The organism is Pseudomonas sp. 2822-17 (genome assembly GCF_002742485.1).
Classification (GTDB): Bacteria; Pseudomonadota; Gammaproteobacteria; order Pseudomonadales; family Pseudomonadaceae; genus Aquipseudomonas; species Aquipseudomonas cyclaminis.
This window is the reverse complement of the sequence record NZ_LJRZ01000760.1, coordinates 190,398-212,431: the sequence shown is the minus strand read 5'-3', so window position 1 is coordinate 212,431 and position 22,034 is coordinate 190,398. Positions and strand designations below refer to the sequence as shown.

The window sequence follows — 22,034 nt, the reverse complement described above, 5'->3', positions numbered from 1 at the left end:
TCACTGAACCGCGGCAGCTGGCGTGTTCAACAACACGACGGCAGCCGTCACCAGCAAATTGATCAGGGTCAGCGGCAGGCAGAATCTCCAGCTGAAATCCATCACCTGGTCATAACGCGGGCGCGGAATCGAGGCGCGCAGCAGGATGAACAGCATGATGAAGAACGCGGTCTTCAGGAAGAACCAGAAGAAGGCCAACTGCGGCAGGATGCCAAACGGACCGTGCCAGCCGCCGAAGAACAGCGTCACCAGCAGGGCCGAGATCAAGATGATGCCGATGTACTCACCAACGAAGAACATGCCCCACTTCATACCGGCATATTCAATGTGGTAACCGTCGGCCAGTTCCTGTTCCGCTTCCGGCTGGTCGAACGGGTGACGGTGAGTCACGGCCACGCCAGCGATGAAGAAGGTGCAGAAGCCGAAGAACTGCGGAATGATGAACCACAGGTTCTGCGCCTGGTACTCGACGATGTCGCGCATGTTGAACGAGCCAACCTGCACCACGATGCCCATCAGTGCCAACCCCATGAACACTTCATAGGATACGGTTTGCGCCGAAGCACGCAAGCTGCCCAGCAGGGCGAACTTGTTGTTGCTCGACCAACCGGCGAACAGCACCGCGTAGACCGACAGGCCGGCCATGGCGAAGAAGAACAGCAAGCCGATGTTCAAGTCCGCCACGCCCCAGGTCGGGGTGATCGGGATGATCGCGAAGGCGATCAGCAAGGCGCTCATGGCCACGACCGGTGCCAGGGTGAAGATCACCTTGTCGGCAAACGGCGGGGTCCAGTCTTCCTTGAAGAACATTTTCAGCATGTCGGCGGCAATCTGGAACATGCCGAATGGGCCAACGCGGTTCGGACCGTAACGGTCCTGCCACCAGCCCAGCAGGCGACGTTCGACGAAGCTGAGCAGGGCGCCCGCCACGACCACGGCCAACAGGATCACGATGGCCTTGACCACCGAAATGATCACGTCAATTACTTCCGGCGTGAACCAAGTCATTGCGCTGCCTCCTGCAGACCGTCAACGGTTTTGCCGAAGATCGCAGGCGGAATGCCGGCGAGGCCTTTAGGCAGTGCAACCAGGCCAGCCCCCAACTCCTCATTGATGCGCAGCGGCAGACGCAGGGTCTGGCCGGCCACGGTCACGCTGAGCAGGGCGCCGTCGTTGACGCCGAGGCGGTCGGCTTCGGACTTGGCCACCGAGACGTAGGCTTGCGGGATGCGGCTTTGCACCGGCGCGGCCTTGGAAGAGTTCTCTTCGCTGCCGAACAGGTGGAAGAACGGCACAACCTGCCAGGTGCCCTGGGCCGGGTTGAACGGACGCGGTACGCCAGCGAACCAATTCAGCGAATCACCGGTGCTTTCGATCAGGCGGGTGCCCGGGTCGCCAGCGCGGATGTGACCACCGACTTCGTCCTGGAACTTGTTCCAGGCTTGCGGCGAGTTCCAGCCCGGCGACCAGGCGAACGGCACCTGTTGACGGGGCTCGACCGAACCCGAGTAACCTTCCATGGAGAAGGCGAACGCGGTGTCGTTGTCTTGCGGCGTACGCGGTTCGTGCACGCTGATGTCGGCGCGCATGGCGGTACGACCGGAGTAACGCAGCGGTTCACGGGCCAGTTTCATGCCCTTGATGCGGAACGCGGCGGACGGCGCAGCGTCGACAATCCGTGCCAACTGCGGTGCGCTGGAAGCGACGGCGGCGGTCACGTGGTCGAGCTGGGTCCAGTCGATCGGCTGGTTCAGCAGGGTCGCGCGCAGGGCATGCAGCCAGCGCCAGCCTTCGTGAACCAGGATGCTGGCGTCCATGTATTTTGGATCGAACACCTGGAAGAAGCGCTGGGCACGGCCTTCCTGGCTGACCAGGGTGCCGTCACCTTCGGCGAAGCTCGCCGCTGGCAGTACCAACTGAGCGCGGTCGCTGGTGGCGGTCTTCTGGTGGTCGGCCACGATCAGCACTTTGGCGGCGTTCAGCGCAGCGTCAACCTTGGCGGCATCGGTGCGGGTATACAGGTCGTTTTCCAGCACCACGATCGCATCGGCAGTGCCGTCGATCACGGCTTGCAGGCCGGCGTCCAGGGACTCACCACCGAGCATGGCCAGGCCGAGGCTGTTGGCTTCCGGCACCACCAGGCTGATGGAACCGTTCTTGTCGCGCAGCTTCAAGGCCTTGGCGATGTTGGCAGCGGCTTCGATCAGCGCCTTGGAACCCAACGAGGTGCCGGCAATGATCAACGGGCGCTTGGCGGCGAGCAGGGCGTCGGCGATGCGCTGGGCCAGTTCAACGGCTTCAGCGTCCAGGCCTTCGACGGCAGGCGCGCTGGCGTCGAGGGCGTGGGCGACGGCGAAGCCGATACGGGCCAGGTCGTCGGGCGCTGCGTGGACGCATTCTTCGGCGATGTCGTCGAGCTTGGTTTCAGCGATGCTGGCGATAAACAGCGGGTTCAGCGCGTGCTGGCCGATGTTTTTCACGGCGGCGTCGAGCCACGGCTGTACGCGCATGGCGTCGGCCATCTCTTCAGCCTTGCCCTTGACCGACTGACGCAGGGACAGGGCCACGCGGGCGGCGGTCTGGGTCAGGTCTTCACCGAGCACGAAGATCGCATCGTGGTCTTCGATGTCACGCATGTTTGGCACAGGCAGCGGGCTGTCGTTCAGCACTTGCAGGACCAGGCGGATGCGTACCAACTCACCGGCTTCGATGCCGCTGTAGAAGTGTTCGGCACCCACCAGCTCGCGCAACGCGTAGTTGCTTTCGAGGCTGGCGCGGGGCGAACCGATACCGACGATATTGCGGCCGCGCAGCAGGTCGGCGGCTTTATCCAGCGCCTCGTCCAGGCTCAGCTTGGCGCCATCGGCCAGCAGCGGTTGGCGCGGGCGATCCTTGCGGTTGACGTAGCCGTAGCCGAAACGGCCACGGTCGCACAGGAAGTACTGGTTGACCGAACCGTTGAAGCGGTTTTCGATGCGACGCAGTTCACCGTAGCGCTCTCCGGGCGAGATGTTGCAACCGCTGGAGCAGCCATGGCAGATGCTCGGCGCGAATTGCATGTCCCACTTGCGGTTGTAGCGCTCGGAGTGGGTCTTGTCGGTGAACACACCGGTCGGGCAGACCTCGGTGAGGTTGCCGGAGAACTCGCTTTCGAGCACGCCGTCTTCAACGCGACCGAAGTACACGTTGTCGTGGGCGCCGAAGACGCCCAGGTCGGTGCCGCCTGCGTAGTCTTTATAGAAACGCACGCAGCGGTAGCAGGCGATGCAGCGGTTCATTTCGTGGGAAATGAACGGGCCGAGGTCCTGGTTCTGGTGGGTACGCTTGGTGAAGCGATAACGGCGCTCGTTGTGGCCGGTCATCACCGTCATGTCTTGCAGGTGGCAGTGACCGCCTTCCTCACAGACTGGGCAGTCGTGGGGGTGGTTGGTCATCAGCCACTCGACGACACTGGCGCGGAACGCCTTGGATTCTTCATCTTCGATGGAGATCCAGGTGTTGTCGGTGGCTGGGGTCATGCAGGACATGACGATACGACCACGGGTGTCGTTCTCGTCGGTGTATTGCTTGACCGCACACTGGCGACAGGCACCGACGCTACCAAGCGCGGGGTGCCAGCAGAAATACGGGATGTCGAGGCCTAGTGACAGACACGCCTGTAACAGGTTGTCTGCCCCATCGACTTCAAGCGCTTTGCCGTCTACGTGGATAGTGGCCATGGTTCAAAGTTCTTCGTTGGCCCGTTGTCAGCGGGCGTGGCTAATGGAATCTTGTTATTCATATGCATCTACACAGCCTTCAAGGCGTCAGCACATGAGAAGGCGAAGGGCACGGACCCTTCGCCTTTTAAAGCGTTACGCGCCGACTACGATCGGCCTTGCCAGAGGCGGGACGGCGGCGCTGGTAGGCGCGATGCCGGCTTCGAACTCCGAGCGGAAGTATTTGATTGCGCTGCCCAATGGCTCCACGGCGCCCGGTGCGTGAGCACAGAAGGTCTTGCCAGGGCCGAGGAAACCGACCAGGCCCAGCAGGGTTTCGATGTCACCCTCGCGGCCTTCGCCATTTTCCAACGCCATCAGCAATTTCACGCTCCACGGCAGACCGTCGCGGCACGGGGTGCAGAAGCCGCAGGATTCACGGGCAAAGAACTGCTCCATGTTGCGCAGCAGCGAGACCATGTTCACGGTGTTGTCCACCGCCATCGCCAGGCCAGTACCCATCCGGGTGCCGACCTTGCCGATGCCGCCGGCATACATCTGTGCGTCGAGGTGCTCAGGGAGCAGGAAACCGGTACCGGCGCCGCCTGGCTGCCAGGCTTTCAGGGTATAGCCGTCGCGCATGCCGCCGGCGTAGTCCTCGAACAGCTCGCGTGCGGTCACGCCGAACGGCAGCTCCCACAGGCCAGGGTTCTTGACCTTGCCGGAGAAGCCCATGAGCTTGGTGCCCATGTCTTCGCTGCCTTCACGGGCCAACGATTTGTACCAGTCCACACCGTCGGCGATGATCGCCGGCACGTTGCACAGGGTCTCGACGTTGTTCACGCAGGTCGGCTTGCCCCACACGCCGACGGCGGCAGGGAAGGGCGGCTTGGAGCGCGGGTTGGCGCGTCGGCCTTCGAGGGAGTTGATCAGCGCGGTCTCTTCACCGCAGATATAACGTCCGGCACCGGTGTGCACGAACAGTTCGAAGTCAAAACCGGAACCGAGGATGTTCTTGCCCAACAGGCCGGCAGCCTTGGCTTCTGCCACGGCACGGTTGAGGTGCTTGGCGGCGGTGGTGTATTCGCCACGCAGGAAGATATAGCCCCGGTAAGTCTTGAGTGCACGGGCGCTGATCAGCATGCCTTCGATCAGCAGATGGGGCAGTTGCTCCATCAGCATGCGGTCTTTCCAGGTGTTCGGCTCCATTTCATCCGCGTTGCACAGCAGGTAGCGGATGTTGATGGATTCGTCCTTGGGCATCAGGCCCCACTTCACGCCCGTGGGGAAGCCTGCACCGCCGCGGCCCTTGAGGCCGGCGTCTTTCACGGTCTGGACGATGTCGTCCTGGGCCATGTCGGCGAAGGCTTTGCGCGCGGCGGCGTAACCGTTCTTGGCCTGGTACTCGTCGAGCCAGACCGGCTCGGCGTCGTCACGCAGGCGCCAGGTCAGCGGATGGGTCTCGGGCGAACGCTTGATCAGGTTGGCCGGGCCGAAAGATGTAAGGGTCATGGGTAGCCCTCCAGCAATTGGGTCACGCCGGATGCTTGCACGTCACCGAATGTGTCGTCGTCGATCATCAACGCCGGCGCCTTGTCGCAGTTGCCCAGGCAGCACACCGGCAGCAGCGTGAAGCGGCCGTCGGCGGTGGTCTGGCCGAGGCCGATGCCCAGCTTGCCCTGGATCGCGTCGACCACCGATTCGTGGCCGCCGATGTAGCACACCATGCTGTCGCATACGCGAATGATGTGGCGGCCCACCGGCTGACGGAAGATCTGGCTGTAGAACGTGGCCACGCCTTCAACGTCGCTGGCGGGGATGCCGAGGATCTCGCCGATGGCGTAGAGGGCGCCGTCCGGCACCCAGCCACGTTCCTTCTGGACGATCTTCAAGGCTTCGATCGACGCCGCGCGCGGGTCTTCGTAGTGATGCAGCTCGTGCTCGATGGCCGAGCGCTCGGTTTCACTCAAGGTGAAACGGTCTGTCTGGATAAGCGTGCTGTTCATGCTTAGCGGTCCACGTCGGCCATAACGAAATCGATACTACCCAGGTACGCAATCAAGTCCGCGACCATCTCGCCTTTGATCACCGAAGGGATCTGCTGCAAGTGCGGGAAGCTTGGCGTACGAATCCGGGTGCGGTAGCTCATGGTGCCGCCATCGCTCGTCAGGTAATAACTGTTGATACCCTTGGTCGCTTCGATCATCTGGAAGGATTCGTTGGCCGGCATCACCGGGCCCCACGAAACCTGCAGGAAGTGCGTGATCAGGGTTTCGATGTGTTGCAGCGTGCGCTCTTTCGGCGGCGGCGTGGTCAGCGGGTGATCCGCCTTGTACGGGCCGGCTGGCATGTTGCGCATGCACTGCTCGATGATCTTCAGGCTCTGGCGCATTTCTTCGACGCGCACGATGCAACGGTCGTAGGCATCGCCATTGGCTGCCAGCGGGACTTCGAACTCGAAGTTCTCGTAGCCCGAGTACGGGCGGGCTTTACGCAGGTCGAAATCGCAGCCGGTCGAGCGCAGGCCTGCACCGGTGACGCCCCATTCCAGGGCCTCTTTGGTGTTGTAGGCGGCGACGCCGATGGTACGGCCCTTGAGGATGCTGTTGTCGAGCGCGGCTTTCTGGTACTCGTCCAGACGCTTGGGCATCCAGTCGATGAACTCCTTGACCAGGCGCTCCCAGCCGTTCGGCAGGTCATGCGCAACACCGCCGATGCGGTACCAGGCCGGGTGCAGGCGGAAACCGGTGATGGCTTCGATGACCTTGTAGGCGCGCTGACGGTCGGTGAAGGTGAAGAACACCGGGGTCATGGCGCCGACGTCCTGGATATAGGTACCCAGGAACAGCAGGTGGCTGGTGATCCGGAAGAACTCGGCCATCATGATGCGGATGGTGTCGACGCGGTCGGGCACCTTGATACCGGCCAGCTTCTCGACCGAGAGCACGTACGGCAGGTTGTTCATCACGCCGCCGAGGTAGTCGATACGGTCGGTATACGGGATAAAGCTGTGCCAGGACTGACGCTCGGCCATCTTCTCGGCACCACGGTGGTGGTAGCCGATGTCCGGGACACAGTCGACGATTTCTTCGCCGTCCAGTTGCAGGATGATACGGAAGGCACCGTGAGCCGAAGGGTGGTTCGGGCCCAGGTTGAGGAACATGTAGTCCTCGTTGGTGCCAGAGCGTTTCATACCCCAGTCTTCCGGACGGAAACGCGCCGCTTCCTCTTCAAGCTGTTGCTTGGCGAGGTTGAGGCTGAACGGATCGAATTCGGTGGCGCGGGCAGGGAAGTCCTTGCGCAGCGGGTGACCTTCCCAGGTCGGCGGCATCATGATGCGCGTCAGGTGCGGGTGGCCCGGGAAGTCGATACCGAACATGTCCCAGACTTCACGCTCGTACCAGCTGGCGTTCGGCCAGATGCCGGTCACGGTCGGGACGCTCAGGTCGCTCTCGGAGAGGGCAACCTTGATCATCACGTCGCTGTTACGTTCCAGCGACATCAGGTGGTAGAACACGGTGAAATCGGCACCGCTCGGCAGCCCTTGACGCTTGGTGCGCAGACGCTCGTCCACGCCATGCAGGTCATAGAGCATGACGTACGGCTTGGGCAGGTTGCGCAGGAAGGTCAGGACTTCGACGAGCTTGGCGCGCGCCACCCACAGCACCGGCATACCGGTGCGTGTGGCCTGGGCGGTGAAGGCGTCAGGGCCAAAACGGTTATTGAGTTCGACGACCACATCCTGGTCGTCTGCCTTATAAGGCGGGATATACAGAGCACTGCCTGTAGTCATGGTTTTTTATCGCTTTCGGTCAACGTAAAGAATGAGGCCAGGTTTTCGTTCTATAAAAGAAGCGGGCTGGGTCAGACTTCGTCGGGGCTGCGCAGGTTGGTGACTGCGATTCGCTGTTCGCGGCGCTGTTCCTTTTGCGAAGGCATCTCGGCGCGGTATACGCCTTGATCGCCGACGACCCAGGAAAGCGGGCGACGCTCCTTGCCAATCGATTCCTGCAACAGCATCAAGCCTTGCAGGAATGCTTCAGGGCGAGGCGGGCAGCCAGGCACGTAGACGTCCACGGGCAGGAACTTGTCCACCCCCTGAACCACGGAGTAGATGTCGTACATGCCACCGGAGTTGGCGCACGAACCCATGGAGATAACCCACTTAGGTTCGAGCATTTGCTCGTAGAGACGCTGAATGATCGGCGCCATCTTGATGAAGCAGGTTCCGGCAATAACCATGAAATCCGCCTGGCGCGGTGATGCCCGGATAACTTCGGCGCCAAAGCGTGCGATGTCGTGGGGCGCCGTGAAGGCGGTGGTCATTTCCACGTAGCAGCACGAAAGGCCGAAGTTGTACGGCCACAGGGAATTTTTACGTCCCCAGTTGACCGCGCCACTCAGCACGTCTTCCAGCTTGCCCATGTAGATGTTTTTGTGGACTTGGTCTTCTAACGGATCGGAGACGGTTTCCCGTTCGCCGATGGGGTACTGATCGTTAGGAGCATCCGGGTCGATCCTGGTGAGATTGTATTGCATCGCCAAAGCCTCATTGTTTCAGCTTCGCTTGCCGCTTACGACGAGCTTCCGGAGCCCAATCAAGGGCGCCCACTCGAAATAGGTAGACAAGGCCTGCCAACAGAATTGCTATGAAAACGAGAGCTTCGACGAATCCGGTCCAGCCGCTTTCGCGGACGGACACAGACCAGGCAAAGAGAAAAAGGGCTTCGATATCGAAGATCACGAACAGCATCGCGACCAGATAGAATTTGGCTGAGAGCCGCAGGCGGGCGCCACCTGTAGGTAGCATGCCCGACTCGAACGGTTCGTTTTTGCTGCGGCCCCAGGCTTTTGACCCGAGGAGGCTGGAAACGCCGAGCATGAAGGCGCAAAGGCCTACAACACCGAGGAGGAAAATGGCAAAGCCCCAGTTGTGGGCTATGAGTCCTGTCGCTTCGGTCATGCTGGAAATCCTTAACAGAGAGCAAAGGTCTCTGAGCTCGAAAAAGTAATGATGCAGTGACGATATGTCGCAGCGCAGTCAATCGCGGTGATTTTATGGCTAAACACCGGGCAAGTAAAATTCCTATGGCGAAATTATTCGATGGAATAAGGACATAGTGCACCTTTGTGGGGCTGTAGCCCTTGCGGGGCGGGCATTAGCGGGCATTTGTACAATTAAGTTTTGTTTGTTGGGCAACGAAGTTTTTATCGTCCAAATGATAATGAATATTGTTTGCGTGAGGTTTAAGCGAATGTTTCTCGTGTGGCGGGGGAAGTTGGTGTTACTTGCTTGATTGCTGCTTAGTTGTGGGTGTGCATCTTTTAACCGCTTTTGCGGATTTGCATACCGCTCTGGATCAATGTTTTGCGCAAAATCTTCAGGCAGACCACATTGCCCCCTCCCACATTTTGAGTTTTGTCGTGTCAGACGGTTTTTCCGTAGGCAAAAAAAAGCCCCGAACCAGTCGGGGCGTGATTGCTGTGCGGCACTGCGGTTAGGTCTTCCTTGGGGCCGCCGTGGCCGTGTACGCGGTGCTTAGTGGAACTGCTCTTCTTCGGTCGAGCCGGTCAGCGCGGTCACGGACGAGGTGCCGCCCTGGATCACGGTGGTCATGTCGTCGAAGTAGCCGGTGCCGACTTCCTGCTGGTGCGCCACAAAGGTATAGCCCTTGGAGGCGTCAGCAAATTCCTGCTCCTGCAGTTTCACGTAGGCGGTCATGTCGTTGCGGGCGTAGTCGTGCGCCAGGTTGAACATGCTGTGCCACATGTTGTGAATGCCAGCCAGGGTGATGAACTGGTGCTTGTAGCCCATGGCGGACAGTTCGCGCTGGAACTTGGCGATGGTCGCGTCGTCCAGGTTCTTCTTCCAGTTGAAGGAAGGCGAGCAGTTGTAGGACAGCAGTTGGTCCGGGTATTCCTTTTTGATCGCTTCGGCAAAGCGACGGGCTTCGTCCAGGTCCGGCTTGGCGGTTTCGCACCAGATCAGGTCGGCATACGGCGCATAGGCCAGGCCGCGGGCGATGGCTTGGTCGAGGCCGGCGCGTACTTTATAGAAGCCTTCCTGGGTGCGCTCGCCGGTCACGAACGGCTGATCGTACGGGTCGCAGTCCGAGGTCAGCAAGTCAGCGGCGTTGGCGTCGGTACGGGCCAGGATGATGGTCGGCGTGCCGGCAACGTCAGCGGCCAAACGGGCAGCGGTCAGCTTCTGTACGGCTTCCTGGGTCGGAACCAGTACCTTGCCGCCCATGTGGCCACATTTCTTCACAGAGGCCAGTTGGTCTTCGAAGTGAACACCAGCGGCGCCGGCTTCGATCATGCTCTTCATCAGCTCGTAAGCGTTCAGTACGCCGCCGAAACCGGCTTCGGCGTCAGCCACGATTGGCGCGAAGTAGTCGATGTAGCCTTCGTCGCCCGGACCTTTGCCGGCTTTCCACTGGATCTGGTCGGCACGACGGAACGAGTTGTTGATGCGCTTGACCACGGTCGGTACGGAGTCAACTGGATACAGCGATTGGTCGGGGTACATGGATTCAGCGGAGTTGTTGTCCGCTGCCACTTGCCAGCCGGACAGGTAGATCGCCTGGATGCCGGCTTTTACCTGTTGGACTGCCTGGCCGCCAGTAAGGGCGCCCATGCAGTTGACGAAATCTTTGTCGGGACGGAAGGAAGGCTTGGCACCTTGGGTGACCAGGTTCCACAGCTTCTCGGCGCCGAGTTTTGCAAAGGTGTGCTCAGGTTGAACCGAGCCACGCAGGCGGACGACGTCAGCAGCGGAATAAGCGCGGGTCACGCCTTTCCAGCGTGGGTTTTCAGCCCAATCTTTTTCAAGGGCTGCAATTTGCTGTTCGCGTGTCAGTGCCATGGGGAAAAACCTCGTCGCATAGGTCTAGGTGGAAAGATCCATTTGCCAGCCGCGCAATCGTTGCGGGGTATGGCTGCTCGCTGACCAGAAGCATAGGCGGTCAAGTCAGGTCTGACGGGGCAGGCGACGGGATGAACGATGATCGAGAGGGGGCAGGTAAAGGCTGGCCGAGAACAGTCTTCGGGCGTCGTGGGCCCTTGGGCATTCTGCAGCGTGTTGCCGGGTTACCTGGTTAGCTTCCGTCCCTCGGGACAACTTCGTTCCAGTCGCAACCTCGTCAAACACGCCTTGTGGGCGGTACAGACACGAATCGGCTCATGTGGGTAACTTGGAGCGACGATCCGAAGGCCCTTGCCAGGGCCCCTGATTAGCGGGAGCGAGGCCATCATGCCCATGCTTTTTTGGATCGTCAAATGTTTTGTAGTGCTTTTTTCAGAGCACTACATCTTTAGTCTTATACGACTCATCAGTCAGTTTTTGGTGCTTCAGTTCAGGGTGTCGACCTTGACCCGCAAAGTCAGGTCATCGCGGCCCTGAGTAGAGTAGCTGCGGGTTGTAGAGGAATTGTCTGCCTGGGTCTGGCGGTTGATGCCCGCCAGGGGAATCCACTCACCCAGCCGGCCACTGATGGTTGTGTCGGTGCTTTGCACGTTCACTACATCGGGACGTTCCTGGCTCATGCGGTCACGGTTGGTACTGATTGCCAGGTGAACGGTCTCGCCGGTGACGCTGGCGGTCACATAGAAGCCCTGGGTCACGTTGCGGTACTGGGTCTGGTTTTGCGGGCGGCCATAAGCATCAGGTTGTGTAGTGGTCAGTGGCACGCTTTGGCCAACCTGAATCAGAGCGGGCACGCCTTCGCTGGCCTGGATCTGCTGGATGCCACCGTCACGGCTGGCGGTGCCGTAGCTGATGATGCGGGTCTGGTTGCTAGCGGTGTTTTGCTGGTTGCTTTCGTTGGTGTCCACAGTAATCAGCAGGCGTTTGGCAGGCGTGTCGAGCTGGGCGAGCAGGGCGCGCAGAGCTTCGATCTTGCCGGGGGCGGCGTTAACAATAAGCTGGTTGCCGTAGACGCTGACAGTGCCGTCCTTGCCGATGAAGTTCTGTGCCACCGGCAGCAGGTCGGCGCTGGTGCGGTTGCTCAGGTTGACGACTTCGGTGTTGGCCATGGCTGAGACGCTGGCGGTCAGGAGGAGGGCGGTGAGCAGGGTGCGTAGGGACATGTCCGTTATCTCTGCGAGGCGTTTAGGCTTGGATAGTGCCAGTTTGTCGGCCTGGCGGGGCGCAAGTTGAATCGTAGACGGCAAAATGCCCTGGCATGGCAGGGCATCTTGGGGTGTTGCTGAGATAGTCATCGGGGGCAAGCCCCCTCCCACACTTGACCGCATTCCAGGGGATGTACTCGGTCAAAATGTGGGAGGGGGCTTGCCCCCGATGGCAGCGACGCGGTCTTGAGTCAGCCCCCGCGCACCATATCGACATGCGGAATCCCGACTTCGAGGAATTCATCACTGACGATCTTGAAGCCAAGCCGCTCATAGAACGGCGCTGCGTACACCTGGGCACTCAGGAATTGCTTGGTCTGCCCGCGTTGCTCGGCCACGCCGATCACCGCTTCCATCAGCTTGTCGCCGACCTTCAGCCCGCGCCAATCCTTGAGCACCGACACACGCCCAATTTCGCCACTGGGCAGCAGGCGAGCGGTGCCAATCGGAAAGTCGCCTTCAAACACCAGGAAATGCACCGCATCAGCGTCGTCCGCGTCCCACTCCAGCTCGGGCGGAACCGATTGTTCAGCGATAAATACCGCTTCACGAATGCGCCGAATCTCGTCGATATCCTTTCGCCAGTCCGCGACACTTACGTGAATCTTATTCATCGGCAAATCCCAGGCTGCCCTGCTTGACCAGTTCGCACAGCAGGTCGCGACCGTCTTCGTCGGCGAGCCACTCGCCCAGGTTTTCGCTGTGCAGCGCATCGGCGGAGCACACCAGTTTCAGCAGCTCGCGCAGTTTGCCGGGCAGGTAACGGCTCTGGCCGCTGGCGAATAGCAGCACGTCATCGTCCACTTCGGACCACGCCAAGCGTGCGCTTGGGTTGCGTACCAGGATGGCGCCGTCTTGCAGGGTGCTGATGAAGTCGTCTTCACCCAGCTCTTCGCCTGCAACCAGTTCCGGGTAGCGCGGTTCGGTCATGAACTGGCCGAACCAGGTCAGCAGCATGCGTTCGTCACTCATGTGCTCGGCCAGCAGGCTCTTGAGGCGGTCGAGGGCGTCGCTCTGGATCTGATGCGGGTCGCTGACCGGCTGGGCGTCTGCGTCGGTGTAGCGCTCTTCGTCGGTCAGGTACTGGGCGAGGAAGTCGGTGAAGTGGGTCAGCACTTCAGCGGCGCTCGGAGCACGGAAGCCGACCGAGTAGGTCATGCAGTCATCTTCGGCGATGCCGAAGTGCGCCAGGCGAGGCGGCAGGTAGAGCATGTCGCCCGGTTCCAGCACCCATTCGGCGGTTTCTTCGAATTCAGCGAGGATACGCAGGTCTGCGTGTTGCAGCAGCGGGCTTTCGGAGCTGCACATCTGGCCGATCTTCCAGTTGCGCTTGCCCTGGGCTTGCAGCAGGAACACGTCGTAGTTGTCGAAGTGCGGACCAACGCTGCCGCCCGGTGCGGCGAAGCTGATCATCACATCGTCGATGCGCCAGCTCGGCAGGAAGCGGAACTGCTCCAGCAGCTCGGCCACTTCAGGCACGAACTGGTCGACCGCCTGCACCAGCAGGGTCCACTCGCGCTCAGGCAGGCTGGCGAAGGCGTCTTCGGCGAACGGGCCGCGACGCAGTTCCCATGGGCGCTCGCCGTGTTCGATCACCAGGCGCGATTCGACTTCTTCTTCCAGGGCCAGGCCGGCGAGTTCGTCGGCGTCGATCGGGCTTTCGAAATCAGGGATGGCCTGGCGGATCAACAGCGGTTTTTTCTGCCAGTAATCGCGCAGGAATTCACGTGCCGTGATGCCGCCCAGAAGTTGAAGAGGGATGTCAGGATTCATGTGTAACCTATTGAAAAAAAGCACTTTTAAGACGGGAATAAAAACGCCCGGCGCGGCCGGGCGTCTCAAGGGTCTTGCGATGATCAGATGCGCTTGGCTTGCTCTACAGCGTTACCGATGTAGTTGGCCGGGGTGAGCAGTTTCAGCTCGGCCTTGGCGGCGGCTGGCATGTCCAGGCCGTCGATGAAAGTTTGCAGTGCGTCGGAGGTGATGCCCTTGCCGCGGGTCAACTCTTTCAGCTTCTCGTACGGGTTTTCGATGTTGTAACGACGCATCACGGTCTGGATCGGCTCGGCCAGGACTTCCCAGCAGGCGTCCAGGTCAGCGGCGATTTTCTGCGCGTTGAGCTCCAGCTTGCTGATGCCTTTGAGGCTGGCTTCGTATGCGATCACGCTGTGAGCAAAGCCCACGCCGAGGTTGCGCAGTACGGTGGAGTCGGTCAGGTCGCGCTGCCAGCGGGAGATCGGCAACTTGCTGGCCAGGTGCTGGAACAGGGCGTTGGCGATGCCGAGGTTGCCTTCGGAGTTTTCGAAGTCAATCGGGTTGACCTTGTGCGGCATGGTCGACGAACCGATTTCACCGGCGATGGTGCGCTGCTTGAAGTAGCCCAGGGAAATGTAGCCCCAGATATCGCGATCGAAGTCGATCAGGATGGTGTTGAAGCGCGCAATCGCGTCGAACAGCTCGGCGATGTAGTCGTGCGGTTCGATCTGCGTGGTGTACGGGTTGAAGCCCAGGCCCAGCTCGTCTTCGATGAAGGCGCGGGCGTTGGCTTCCCAGTCGATCTCAGGGTAGGCCGACAGGTGGGCGTTGTAGTTGCCCACGGCGCCGTTGATCTTGCCCAGCAGTGGTACGGCGGCGACCTGAGCGATCTGGCGCTCCAGGCGATACACCACGTTGGCCAGTTCTTTGCCCAAGGTGGTCGGCGATGCCGGTTGACCGTGGGTGCGCGACAGCATCGGCACGTCGGCGAAACGGATGGCCAGTTCGCGGATGGCTTCGGCAGTCTGGCGCATCAGCGGCAGCATCACGTCATCGCGGCCTTCGCGCAGCATCAGAGCGTGGGACAGGTTGTTGATGTCCTCGCTGGTGCAGGCAAAGTGGATGAACTCGCTGACCTGGGCCAGTTCCGGCAGCTTCGCCGCCTGCTCTTTGAGCAGGTATTCGATGGCTTTTACGTCGTGGTTGGTGGTGCGCTCGATCTCTTTCACACGCTCGGCGTGCTCCAGGGAGAAGTTTTCCGCCAGGGTGTTGAGTACAGCGTTGGCCTCGGCGGAAAACGCCGGCACTTCGCTGATGGCGGGGTGAGCGGCCAGGCGCTGGAGCCAGCGCACTTCAACCAGTACACGAGCACGGATCAGGCCGTATTCGCTGAAAATAGGGCGCAGGGCCTGGGTTTTGCCGGCGTAGCGGCCGTCAACAGGGGAAACCGCAGTGAGCGAAGAGAGCTGCATGGGGTGTTCTCGGACAGTCGGGCAACGAAATGGGGCGCGTATCATACATGAAAAAATCCGCCGGTCCGTCGCCAACTGACCGGCGTATTACGCGTAACGGCTTGAAAATAGTCTGTTGCTGCGACTTATTCGTTGCGCATCAACGGGTAAAGCTCTTTGAGCAATTTGCGTCGGCTGATCACCAGCTGCCAGCGATGACCGCCCAACTGGCGCCACAACCGCGCCGAACGAATACCGGCCAGGAGCAGGGCGCGGATTTTCGAGGCGTTGTTCGGTTGCTGCAGGTTGCGCATGTCGCCATGGACCTGGATCCGCTGGCGCAAGGTGCTCAAGGTGTCCTGGTACAAAGCGCCGCAGGCGGCGATCACGTTTTCGTGGGCTGGGCCGAAGTGTTCTACCTGGGACTGGATCTGTGGCAGGCGCTTGCCGATGATTTCCAGCATGTCGTCGCGCTTGGCCAGTTGACGCTCCAGGCCGAGCATCGACAGGGCGTAGCGCAGCGGTTCGCGCTGCAAGGTGCTCGGGTCGCGCTCCAGGGCGCCGATCAGCGCGCGGTAACCTTCGCGCAGCGCCAGGTCGTCGCCGCCGTAGACTTCCAGGGTGTCCTTGGGGTCGCGGATCAGCAGGCTGCCGAGCATGCAGGTCAGGCCCGCTTCGGTGACCTGGCCGGTCTTGGCGATCTTGTCCACCAGCACGGCGGAGAGAAATACCCCGCCGAGTGCCGTCAATTGCTCCTGGGTCGGGCTCATGCCGGGTTGCTCCAGGCTTGCGCGACTTCAATCACGCCACCGCCCAGGCAGACTTCGCCGTCATAGAACACCACGGACTGGCCAGGGGTGACCGCACGTTGCGGGTCATCAAAGGTCGCACGGTAACCGGTAGTGGTTTTTTCCAGGGTGCACGGTTGGTCGCTCTGGCGGTAACGCACTTTGGCGGTCAGGCGGCGCGGCGTGCTCAGGTCGATCGGGTTGACCCAATAGATCTCAGAAGCCAGCAGCGCGCCAGAGAACAGCAGCGGGTGTTCGTTGCCCTGGCCGACGATCAGCACGTTGTTTTCCAGGTCCTTGACCAGCACGTACCACGGCTCTTCACCGGCGTCTTTCAAACCGCCGATGCCCAGGCCCTGGCGTTGGCCGATGGTGTGGTACATCAGGCCGTGGTGGCGACCGATCACTTCGCCTTCGGTGGTTTTGATTTCGCCTGGTTGTGCCGGCAGGTATTGCTTGAGGAAGTCGCTGAAACGGCGCTCGCCGATAAAGCAGATCCCGGTGGAATCTTTCTTCTTGGCGGTTGCCAGGCCGTGTTTTTCGGCGATCTTGCGCACTTCGGGCTTTTCCAGCTCGCCGACCGGGAACAGGGTCTTGGCGATCTGTTCGCCGCCGACAGCGTGCAGGAAGTAGCTCTGGTCCTTGTTCGGGTCCAGGCCCTTGAGCAGTTCGGTGCGCCCATCGATATCGCGACGACGCACGTAGTGGCCGGTTGCAATGAGGTCTGCGCCGAGGATCATGGCGTAATCAAGGAACGCCTTGAACTTGATTTCGCGGTTGCACAGGATGTCCGGGTTCGGCGTGCGCCCAGCCTTGTATTCGGCCAGGAAGTGCTCGAACACGTTGTCCCAGTACTCGGCGGCGAAGTTGGCGGTGTGCAGCTTGATACCGATCTTGTCGCACACGGCCTGGGCGTCCGCCAGGTCGTCCATGGCGGTGCAATACTCCGTTCCATCGTCTTCTTCCCAGTTCTTCATGAACAGGCCTTCCACCTCATAACCCTGCTCCATGAGCAGAACGGCGGAAACGGAAGAATCCACGCCGCCGGACATGCCGACGATGACGCGCTTCTTTTGTGTGTCAGAAGGGGCTGGATCACGCATAGGGTTTCAACGGGTGTCTTGAAAAAGGACGCGATTCTAGCAGGCCTGGGCCCGCAAGGCTAAAGAGAAGGGCGGATCAATTCCAGGCGGTGGCGCTGACCGGCCAGATAATCATCGATACAACGGATGATCAACTCGCTGCGCCAGTCCTCGCGCACGGCCATCAGCTCCTCCCGTGTCAGCCAGCGGGCGCGGAGGATGCCTTCGTCGAGTTGATAGTCCGGGTGGTGTTTCAGGGCTTTGGCGATAAAGCAGACTCTTTGATAGGTCACGCCATTGCTGGGGGCGGTGTACAGGTAGATGCCGACGATGCCCATGGCTTCCACGTCCCAGCCGGTTTCTTCGAGGGTTTCGCGCACGGCGGCCTCGGTCAGGGTCTCGTCCGGATCGAGGTGCCCGGCGGGCTGGTTGAGCACCGCGCGGCCGCCCTTGAGTTCTTCGACCATCAGGAAGCGGCCGTTGTCTTCGACGATGGTGGCGACGGTGATGTGGGGTTGCCAGGTCATGGGATGTCTCTCGATTTCGAATGCCGTGCAGTCTTCGGGCAGGATTGCAGTCAATGTGGGGGCATAAGCAATCTGCATGATGCACCTGACATTTTATGATTTTACCGATTTCAGCCCAAGGCGCAGCTTATCTCTTCAGAACCATCAGTGCGGAGAGTGTCATGAACCCGATTGCCCACAAAAGCTACGAAGTGCGCCTGACTTCACCACTACCCATTGCTTTCATCCTGCTATGGAGTTCCGGCTACATCGGCGGTGCTTTTGGCGTGCGTTATGGTGAGCCTTTCACTATGACATTCTGCCGGTTTGCCCTGGCGGCCCTGGTGTTCCTGGGCGTTGCGATCGCCATCAAGGCCGAGTGGCCCAGGCGGCTTACACCTTACCTTCATGCGGCAGTCGTGGGCTTGCTCTTGCAGGCTCTGCAATTTGGCGGCCTCTACACCGGCATTAGCCAGGGCGTCCCGGCCGGGCAAGCGGCGCTGATAGTCGGGCTGATGCCCGTGTTCGTGGTGATCGGCGCCTACTTCTGTTTGGGCGAGCAACTGAGCTGGCGCGATCTACCAGGCTCGATCCTTGGCGTCGGCGGCGTCGCTATTGTTGTGGGTAATAGTTTTTTGGGTACCGCGTCGTCAATCAGTGGTTATGGCGCGGTAGGTCTGGCGTTACTGGGTATCACCCTTGGCACGCTCTATCAGAAGCGCTTTCTCGGTGGGGTCGATCTGTGGGTGGGTTGCTTTATTCAGATGGCCACCGCATCGCTTGTTATGTTGGCGCTGGCTTGCGCCACGGAAACCATGCAGGTGACCGAGTGGATGCCCTTCGCAGCTTCGGTGGCTTGGATCACGTTGATGAATTCGGTGGGTGCGTTGACGTTGCTGTATCTGATGATTCGGCGGGGGGGCGCGAGTAAGGCGACGAACTTGTTTCATGTCATTCCGGCTGTCACGCAGATCATGGCGTCCATGGTGCTGGGAGAGATGCCAAGTGGGGTGGCGATTCTTGGCTTCGTTGTGTCAGGCGCCGGGGTTTATTGGATGAATCATGGGCGAACCAGGTAGGCGGTCTTGACAGAGATGCTCCGTGCCTTGCACTAATGCCCTGCGTGTTTATTCACTCACTTGGGCGATGCCATGAGAGTCAATCTTGATATTCAATCGCTGCGCAGCTTTCTCAAGGTGGCGGAGTTGGGCAGTTTTACTCGGGCCGCGCAGGCGTTGAGCCTGACCCAGCCGGCGATCAGTCAGCAGATCCGGCGAATGGAGGATCTGCTGGGTGTCGAACTCTTCGCGCGTGACAATCGTCAAGTGTTGCTCACTTTGGAAGGCGAGCGCCTGACCGGCTACGCCAAGCAAATAGTGAGCGTTAACGACAAAGTGGGCAGTCTCTTTGATGCAAGTCGCTCCCAGGAGTCGGTGACGCTGGGCATACCCGAGTATTTCAGCGAAGAGATTGTGCAGCGCGTTATTCCTGCTGTGGCTCTTGAGATGCCGTCCGTACGAATCGTGGTCAAGGTTGCACGCTCGATGTTGCTTTCTCAGGCGTTCAGCGAGGGTGACATTGATATTGGCCTGATGATCGACGAGTTGCCAAAAGTCGCCGGGGAGCCACTGCATGCGCTTTCGTTGCGGTGGTTGGGTGGTGAACATGCGGTGCCGCCGGTAGAGGGGCAGGAGGTTTTGCTGGCGTTGTTCAAGGCGCCATGTGTGTTCAGGAGTCTAGCGGTTCGCCGTCTGGAGGAGAGCGGCATCCCGTGGCGCTGTGTGTATGAGTCCGAGGATCTGATGTCGTTGCGTTCCGCAGTTCAAGCAGGGGTCGGTGTAACGCTTTTACCCTGGTTTGCACAGGTGCAGGGCCTGAAAAACCTTGAGGTATTTGATCATCTGCCGGCGCTGCCGGGGTTTGGTGTCGAACTCAAGCAAAGGGCGGGCTGGGAACCATGGTACAAGCCGCAGTTGCTGGCGATCATCGAAGCGGCCTGGCGTGCGGAATACGGCGCTTTATAAGCGCAGAAAACACAAACCCCGGCACATGGCCGGGGTTTGTGATTTCACCTTACAACCTTACTTCAACTTGGCAATCGCCGCATTGAGGGTGTTGCTTGGGCGCATGGCCTTGCTGGTCAGTTCTGGGTTCGGCGCGTAGTAGCCGCCGATGTCCACTGGCTTGCCCTGTACGGCGTTGAGCTCGGCAACGATGGTTGCTTCGTTGTCAGCCAGGGTTTTTGCCAGTTCGCCGAACTGCGCTTGCAGTGCAGTGTCTTCGGTCTGGGCGGCCAGGGCTTGAGCCCAGTACAGCGCCAGGTAGAAGTGGCTGCCGCGGTTGTCGATGTTGCCGACTTTGCGCGATGGCGACTTGTTGTTGTCGAGGAACTGGCCGGTGGCCTGGTCCAGGGTCTTGGACAGTACCAGGGCTTTCGGGTTGTTGTAGGTGACACCCAAATGCTCAAGGGACGCGGCCAGGGCCAGGAACTCGCCCAGGGAATCCCAGCGCAGGAAGTTCTCTTCAACCAGTTGCTGCACGTGCTTTGGCGCCGAACCGCCGGCGCCGGTTTCGAACAGGCCACCGCCGTTCATCAGCGGCACGATCGACAGCATCTTGGCGCTGGTGCCCAGTTCCATGATCGGGAACAGGTCGGTCAGGTAGTCGCGCAGTACGTTGCCGGTTACCGAGATGGTGTCCAGGCCCTTGCGGGTACGCTCCAGGGTGAACTTCATCGCGTCGACCGGCGCCATGATGCGGATGTCCAGGCCCTCGGTGTTGTGGTCTTTCAGGTAAGCCTGAACTTTCTCGACCACGACGCCGTCATGCGCACGCTTGGGGTCCAGCCAGAAAATGGCCGGGGTGTCGCTGGCGCGGGCACGGTTGACGGCCAGCTTGACCCAGTCCTGGATCGGCGCGTCTTTGGTCTGGCACATGCGGAAGATGTCGCCGGCTTCGACGGTCTGTTCCATCAGCAGGTTGCCCTTGCTGTCGGTGATGCGGACTACGCCATCAGCCTTGATCTGGAAGGTCTTGTCGTGGGAGCCGTACTCTTCGGCTTTCTTGGCCATCAGGCCAACGTTTGGCACGCTGCCCATGGTGGTTGGATCGAAAGCGCCATTGGCCTTGCAGTCTTCGATGACGGCTTGGTAGATGGTGGCGTAGCAGCGATCCGGGATCACGGCCTTGGTGTCATGCAGCTGGCCGTCGGTGCCCCACATCTTGCCGGAGTCACGGATCATGGCCGGCATCGAGGCGTCGACGATGACGTCGCTTGGCACGTGCAGGTTGGTAATGCCTTTGTCGGAGTTGACCATCGCCAGGGAGGGGCGAGCGACATAGACCGCCTGGATATCAGCTTCGATCTGTGCCTGCTGGTCAGCCGGCAGGGCCTTGATGCGGGCGTACAGGTCGCCGATGCCGTTGTTCAGGTTGAAGCCGATCTGCTCCAGCACGGTGGCGTGCTTGGTCAGAGCTTCTTTATAGAACTCGGCAACGATCTGGCCGAACATGATCGGGTCGGAGACCTTCATCATGGTGGCTTTGAGGTGAACCGACAGCAGTACGCCTTGTTTCTTGGCGTCTTCGATTTCGGCGGCGATGAACGTGCGCAGTGCGTTCTTGCTCAGCACGGCGCTGTCGAGGATCTCGCCAGCCTGTGCGGTGGTCTTTTCCTTCAGGACGGTAGTGGTGCCGTCCTTGCCGACCAGCTCAATTTTGACAGCATCAGCGGCTTCGATCTGTACGGCTTTTTCGCTGCCGTAGAAGTCGCCGTTGCTCATGTGGGCGATGTGCGATTTCGAGTCCGCAGCCCAGGCGCCCATTTTGTGCGGGTGCTTGCGTGCATAGTTCTTGACCGACAGCGGTGCGCGGCGGTCGGAGTTGCCTTCGCGCAGTACCGGGTTCACGGCGCTGCCCTTGACCTTGTCGTAACGTGCACGGGTTTCTTTTTCCGCGTCGGTGGTTACGATTTCCGGGTAGTCCGGCAGGGCGTAGCCCTGGGCCTGCAGTTCCTTGATCGCCGCTTGCAGCTGCGGGGTCGAGGCGCTGATGTTGGGCAGCTTGATGATGTTGGCTTCAGGGGTCACGGCCAGGTCGCCCAGTTCGGCGAGGTGGTCCGGTACGGCCTTGGTGCCCAGTTGCTCGGGGAAGCTTGCCAGGATGCGCGCGGCGAGGGAGATGTCGCGGGTTTCCACGGCAATATCAGCGGAAGCGGTGAAGGCCTCTACGATAGGCAGCAGTGAATAGGTGGCGAGGGCAGGGGCTTCGTCGGTGAAGGTGTAGATGATCTTCGAGCGGGTGGGCATATTCGGATTAACTCTCTTCTTTGCTGAAAGCGTGCGCAGAAACTCGAGATGCGCCGGGTGGAGCGCGTTCGTTCAAAGTCATCCATGAGCGAAATGTCGAGGTTTCTTCGCGGTGATGTTGGGTTGCATCAGTCGAGCGTCAAGCGGGTGGACTATTGTAATAGTCCGGCTTTGTAGCTGAAGGCACCTATTCTAGAGCGGTCAGCCGTCGTGACTCTTGGGTCAGCGGCGGCATTATACATAGGTCGCTATGCTTACGCCGAGCCTTCATACAAAAGGTGAGTCGTCCATTGGTCTAAAGGTCGCAGGTACCGGGG

General features: G+C 60.4%; 18 protein-coding genes. 2 read left to right on the top strand and 16 right to left on the bottom strand.

What is annotated here, in order from left to right; translation table 11 throughout:
* The 15 genes from nuoH to AOA60_RS27430 all read right to left on the bottom strand — a co-directional run bounded on the left by nuoH (position 1) and on the right by AOA60_RS27430 (position 17,431).
* On the bottom strand, positions 1-1,008 hold the full coding sequence (nuoH, locus tag AOA60_RS27500; protein ID WP_003174724.1) for an NADH-quinone oxidoreductase subunit NuoH: 1,008 nt from the start codon (positions 1,006-1,008) through the stop codon (positions 1-3).
* Complete coding sequence (nuoG, locus tag AOA60_RS27495; RefSeq protein ID WP_099587019.1) at positions 1,005-3,719, bottom strand: NADH-quinone oxidoreductase subunit NuoG; 2,715 nt, start codon at positions 3,717-3,719, stop codon at positions 1,005-1,007. The genes nuoH and nuoG overlap by 4 nt, the downstream gene beginning before the upstream one ends.
* A gap of 135 nt (positions 3,720-3,854) precedes the next feature.
* Positions 3,855-5,210 carry an NADH-quinone oxidoreductase subunit NuoF gene (gene nuoF / locus AOA60_RS27490; protein ID WP_099587018.1) on the bottom strand — a complete coding sequence of 452 codons (1,356 nt, stop codon included), beginning with the start codon at positions 5,208-5,210 and terminating at the stop codon, positions 3,855-3,857.
* Complete coding sequence (gene nuoE / locus AOA60_RS27485) at positions 5,207-5,704, bottom strand: NADH-quinone oxidoreductase subunit NuoE (RefSeq protein ID WP_099587017.1); 498 nt, start codon at positions 5,702-5,704, stop codon at positions 5,207-5,209. Before nuoE ends, nuoF begins: the two co-directional genes overlap by 4 nt.
* Positions 5,705-5,706: 2 nt before the next feature.
* On the bottom strand, positions 5,707-7,491 hold the full coding sequence (nuoC, locus tag AOA60_RS27480; protein WP_099587016.1) for an NADH-quinone oxidoreductase subunit C/D: 1,785 nt from the start codon (positions 7,489-7,491) through the stop codon (positions 5,707-5,709).
* A 71-nt stretch (positions 7,492-7,562) separates the two neighbouring features.
* The gene (locus AOA60_RS27475) at positions 7,563-8,237 is read right to left on the bottom strand and encodes an NADH-quinone oxidoreductase subunit B family protein (RefSeq protein ID WP_012724951.1); all 675 of its coding nucleotides are present in this window, start codon (positions 8,235-8,237) and stop codon (positions 7,563-7,565) included.
* Positions 8,238-8,247: 10 nt separating this feature from the next.
* Complete coding sequence (locus tag AOA60_RS27470) at positions 8,248-8,661, bottom strand: NADH-quinone oxidoreductase subunit A (RefSeq protein ID WP_015372409.1); 414 nt, start codon at positions 8,659-8,661, stop codon at positions 8,248-8,250.
* A gap of 576 nt (positions 8,662-9,237) precedes the next feature.
* On the bottom strand, positions 9,238-10,563 hold the full coding sequence (aceA, locus tag AOA60_RS27465; protein WP_010458877.1) for an isocitrate lyase: 1,326 nt from the start codon (positions 10,561-10,563) through the stop codon (positions 9,238-9,240).
* A 485-nt stretch (positions 10,564-11,048) separates the two neighbouring features.
* Entirely contained in the window at positions 11,049-11,786 is a 738-nt protein-coding gene (locus tag AOA60_RS27460; protein ID WP_099587015.1) for a secretin N-terminal domain-containing protein, read from the bottom strand.
* 233 nt (positions 11,787-12,019) lie between these two features.
* Complete coding sequence (locus AOA60_RS27455) at positions 12,020-12,442, bottom strand: GNAT family N-acetyltransferase (RefSeq protein WP_099587014.1); 423 nt, start codon at positions 12,440-12,442, stop codon at positions 12,020-12,022.
* On the bottom strand, positions 12,435-13,601 hold the full coding sequence (locus tag AOA60_RS27450; protein WP_099587013.1) for a cupin domain-containing protein: 1,167 nt from the start codon (positions 13,599-13,601) through the stop codon (positions 12,435-12,437). The genes AOA60_RS27455 and AOA60_RS27450 overlap by 8 nt, the downstream gene beginning before the upstream one ends.
* 83 nt (positions 13,602-13,684) lie before the next feature.
* The gene (purB, locus tag AOA60_RS27445) at positions 13,685-15,055 is read right to left on the bottom strand and encodes an adenylosuccinate lyase (RefSeq protein ID WP_099587012.1); all 1,371 of its coding nucleotides are present in this window, start codon (positions 15,053-15,055) and stop codon (positions 13,685-13,687) included.
* Positions 15,056-15,180: 125 nt separating this feature from the next.
* Positions 15,181-15,804, bottom strand: a complete 624-nt coding sequence (hflD, locus tag AOA60_RS27440; protein WP_099587011.1) for a high frequency lysogenization protein HflD — start codon at positions 15,802-15,804, stop codon at positions 15,181-15,183.
* On the bottom strand, positions 15,801-16,925 hold the full coding sequence (gene mnmA, locus AOA60_RS27435; protein WP_099587010.1) for a tRNA 2-thiouridine(34) synthase MnmA: 1,125 nt from the start codon (positions 16,923-16,925) through the stop codon (positions 15,801-15,803). Before mnmA ends, hflD begins: the two co-directional genes overlap by 4 nt.
* A 59-nt stretch (positions 16,926-16,984) precedes the next feature.
* Positions 16,985-17,431, bottom strand: a complete 447-nt coding sequence (locus AOA60_RS27430) for an NUDIX hydrolase (RefSeq protein WP_099587009.1) — start codon at positions 17,429-17,431, stop codon at positions 16,985-16,987.
* Between the two features lie 161 nt (positions 17,432-17,592).
* Here AOA60_RS27430 and AOA60_RS27425 point away from each other — a divergent pair, with 161 nt between their 5' ends.
* Together AOA60_RS27425 and AOA60_RS27420 are read left to right on the top strand one after the other, a co-directional pair.
* Positions 17,593-18,489, top strand: coding sequence for a DMT family transporter (locus AOA60_RS27425; RefSeq protein WP_099587040.1), 897 nt, complete (start codon positions 17,593-17,595; stop codon positions 18,487-18,489).
* A 72-nt stretch (positions 18,490-18,561) separates the two neighbouring features.
* A complete protein-coding gene (locus AOA60_RS27420; protein ID WP_099587008.1) occupies positions 18,562-19,434 on the top strand; it encodes a LysR family transcriptional regulator in 873 nt (290 codons plus the stop codon).
* 57 nt (positions 19,435-19,491) lie between these two features.
* Here the strand turns inward: AOA60_RS27420 and AOA60_RS27415 are convergent, their stop codons facing one another.
* Complete coding sequence (locus AOA60_RS27415) at positions 19,492-21,717, bottom strand: NADP-dependent isocitrate dehydrogenase (RefSeq protein WP_099587007.1); 2,226 nt, start codon at positions 21,715-21,717, stop codon at positions 19,492-19,494.
* Between the last annotated feature and the right edge of the window lie 317 nt (positions 21,718-22,034).

Coding starts and splice junctions, on each gene's coding strand:
- nuoH (WP_003174724.1), bottom strand. CDS start 1,008: ATGACTTGGTTCACGCCGGAAGTAATTGACGTGATCATTTCGGTGGTC.
- nuoG (WP_099587019.1), bottom strand. CDS start 3,719: ATGGCCACTATCCACGTAGACGGCAAAGCGCTTGAAGTCGATGGGGCA.
- nuoF (WP_099587018.1), bottom strand. CDS start 5,210: ATGACCCTTACATCTTTCGGCCCGGCCAACCTGATCAAGCGTTCGCCC.
- nuoE (WP_099587017.1), bottom strand. CDS start 5,704: ATGAACAGCACGCTTATCCAGACAGACCGTTTCACCTTGAGTGAAACC.
- nuoC (WP_099587016.1), bottom strand. CDS start 7,491: ATGACTACAGGCAGTGCTCTGTATATCCCGCCTTATAAGGCAGACGAC.
- AOA60_RS27475 (WP_012724951.1), bottom strand. CDS start 8,237: ATGCAATACAATCTCACCAGGATCGACCCGGATGCTCCTAACGATCAG.
- AOA60_RS27470 (WP_015372409.1), bottom strand. CDS start 8,661: ATGACCGAAGCGACAGGACTCATAGCCCACAACTGGGGCTTTGCCATT.
- aceA (WP_010458877.1), bottom strand. CDS start 10,563: ATGGCACTGACACGCGAACAGCAAATTGCAGCCCTTGAAAAAGATTGG.
- AOA60_RS27460 (WP_099587015.1), bottom strand. CDS start 11,786: ATGTCCCTACGCACCCTGCTCACCGCCCTCCTCCTGACCGCCAGCGTC.
- AOA60_RS27455 (WP_099587014.1), bottom strand. CDS start 12,442: ATGAATAAGATTCACGTAAGTGTCGCGGACTGGCGAAAGGATATCGAC.
- AOA60_RS27450 (WP_099587013.1), bottom strand. CDS start 13,601: ATGAATCCTGACATCCCTCTTCAACTTCTGGGCGGCATCACGGCACGT.
- purB (WP_099587012.1), bottom strand. CDS start 15,055: ATGCAGCTCTCTTCGCTCACTGCGGTTTCCCCTGTTGACGGCCGCTAC.
- hflD (WP_099587011.1), bottom strand. CDS start 15,804: ATGAGCCCGACCCAGGAGCAATTGACGGCACTCGGCGGGGTATTTCTC.
- mnmA (WP_099587010.1), bottom strand. CDS start 16,925: ATGCGTGATCCAGCCCCTTCTGACACACAAAAGAAGCGCGTCATCGTC.
- AOA60_RS27430 (WP_099587009.1), bottom strand. CDS start 17,431: ATGACCTGGCAACCCCACATCACCGTCGCCACCATCGTCGAAGACAAC.
- AOA60_RS27425 (WP_099587040.1), top strand. CDS start 17,593: ATGAACCCGATTGCCCACAAAAGCTACGAAGTGCGCCTGACTTCACCA.
- AOA60_RS27420 (WP_099587008.1), top strand. CDS start 18,562: ATGAGAGTCAATCTTGATATTCAATCGCTGCGCAGCTTTCTCAAGGTG.
- AOA60_RS27415 (WP_099587007.1), bottom strand. CDS start 21,717: ATGCCCACCCGCTCGAAGATCATCTACACCTTCACCGACGAAGCCCCT.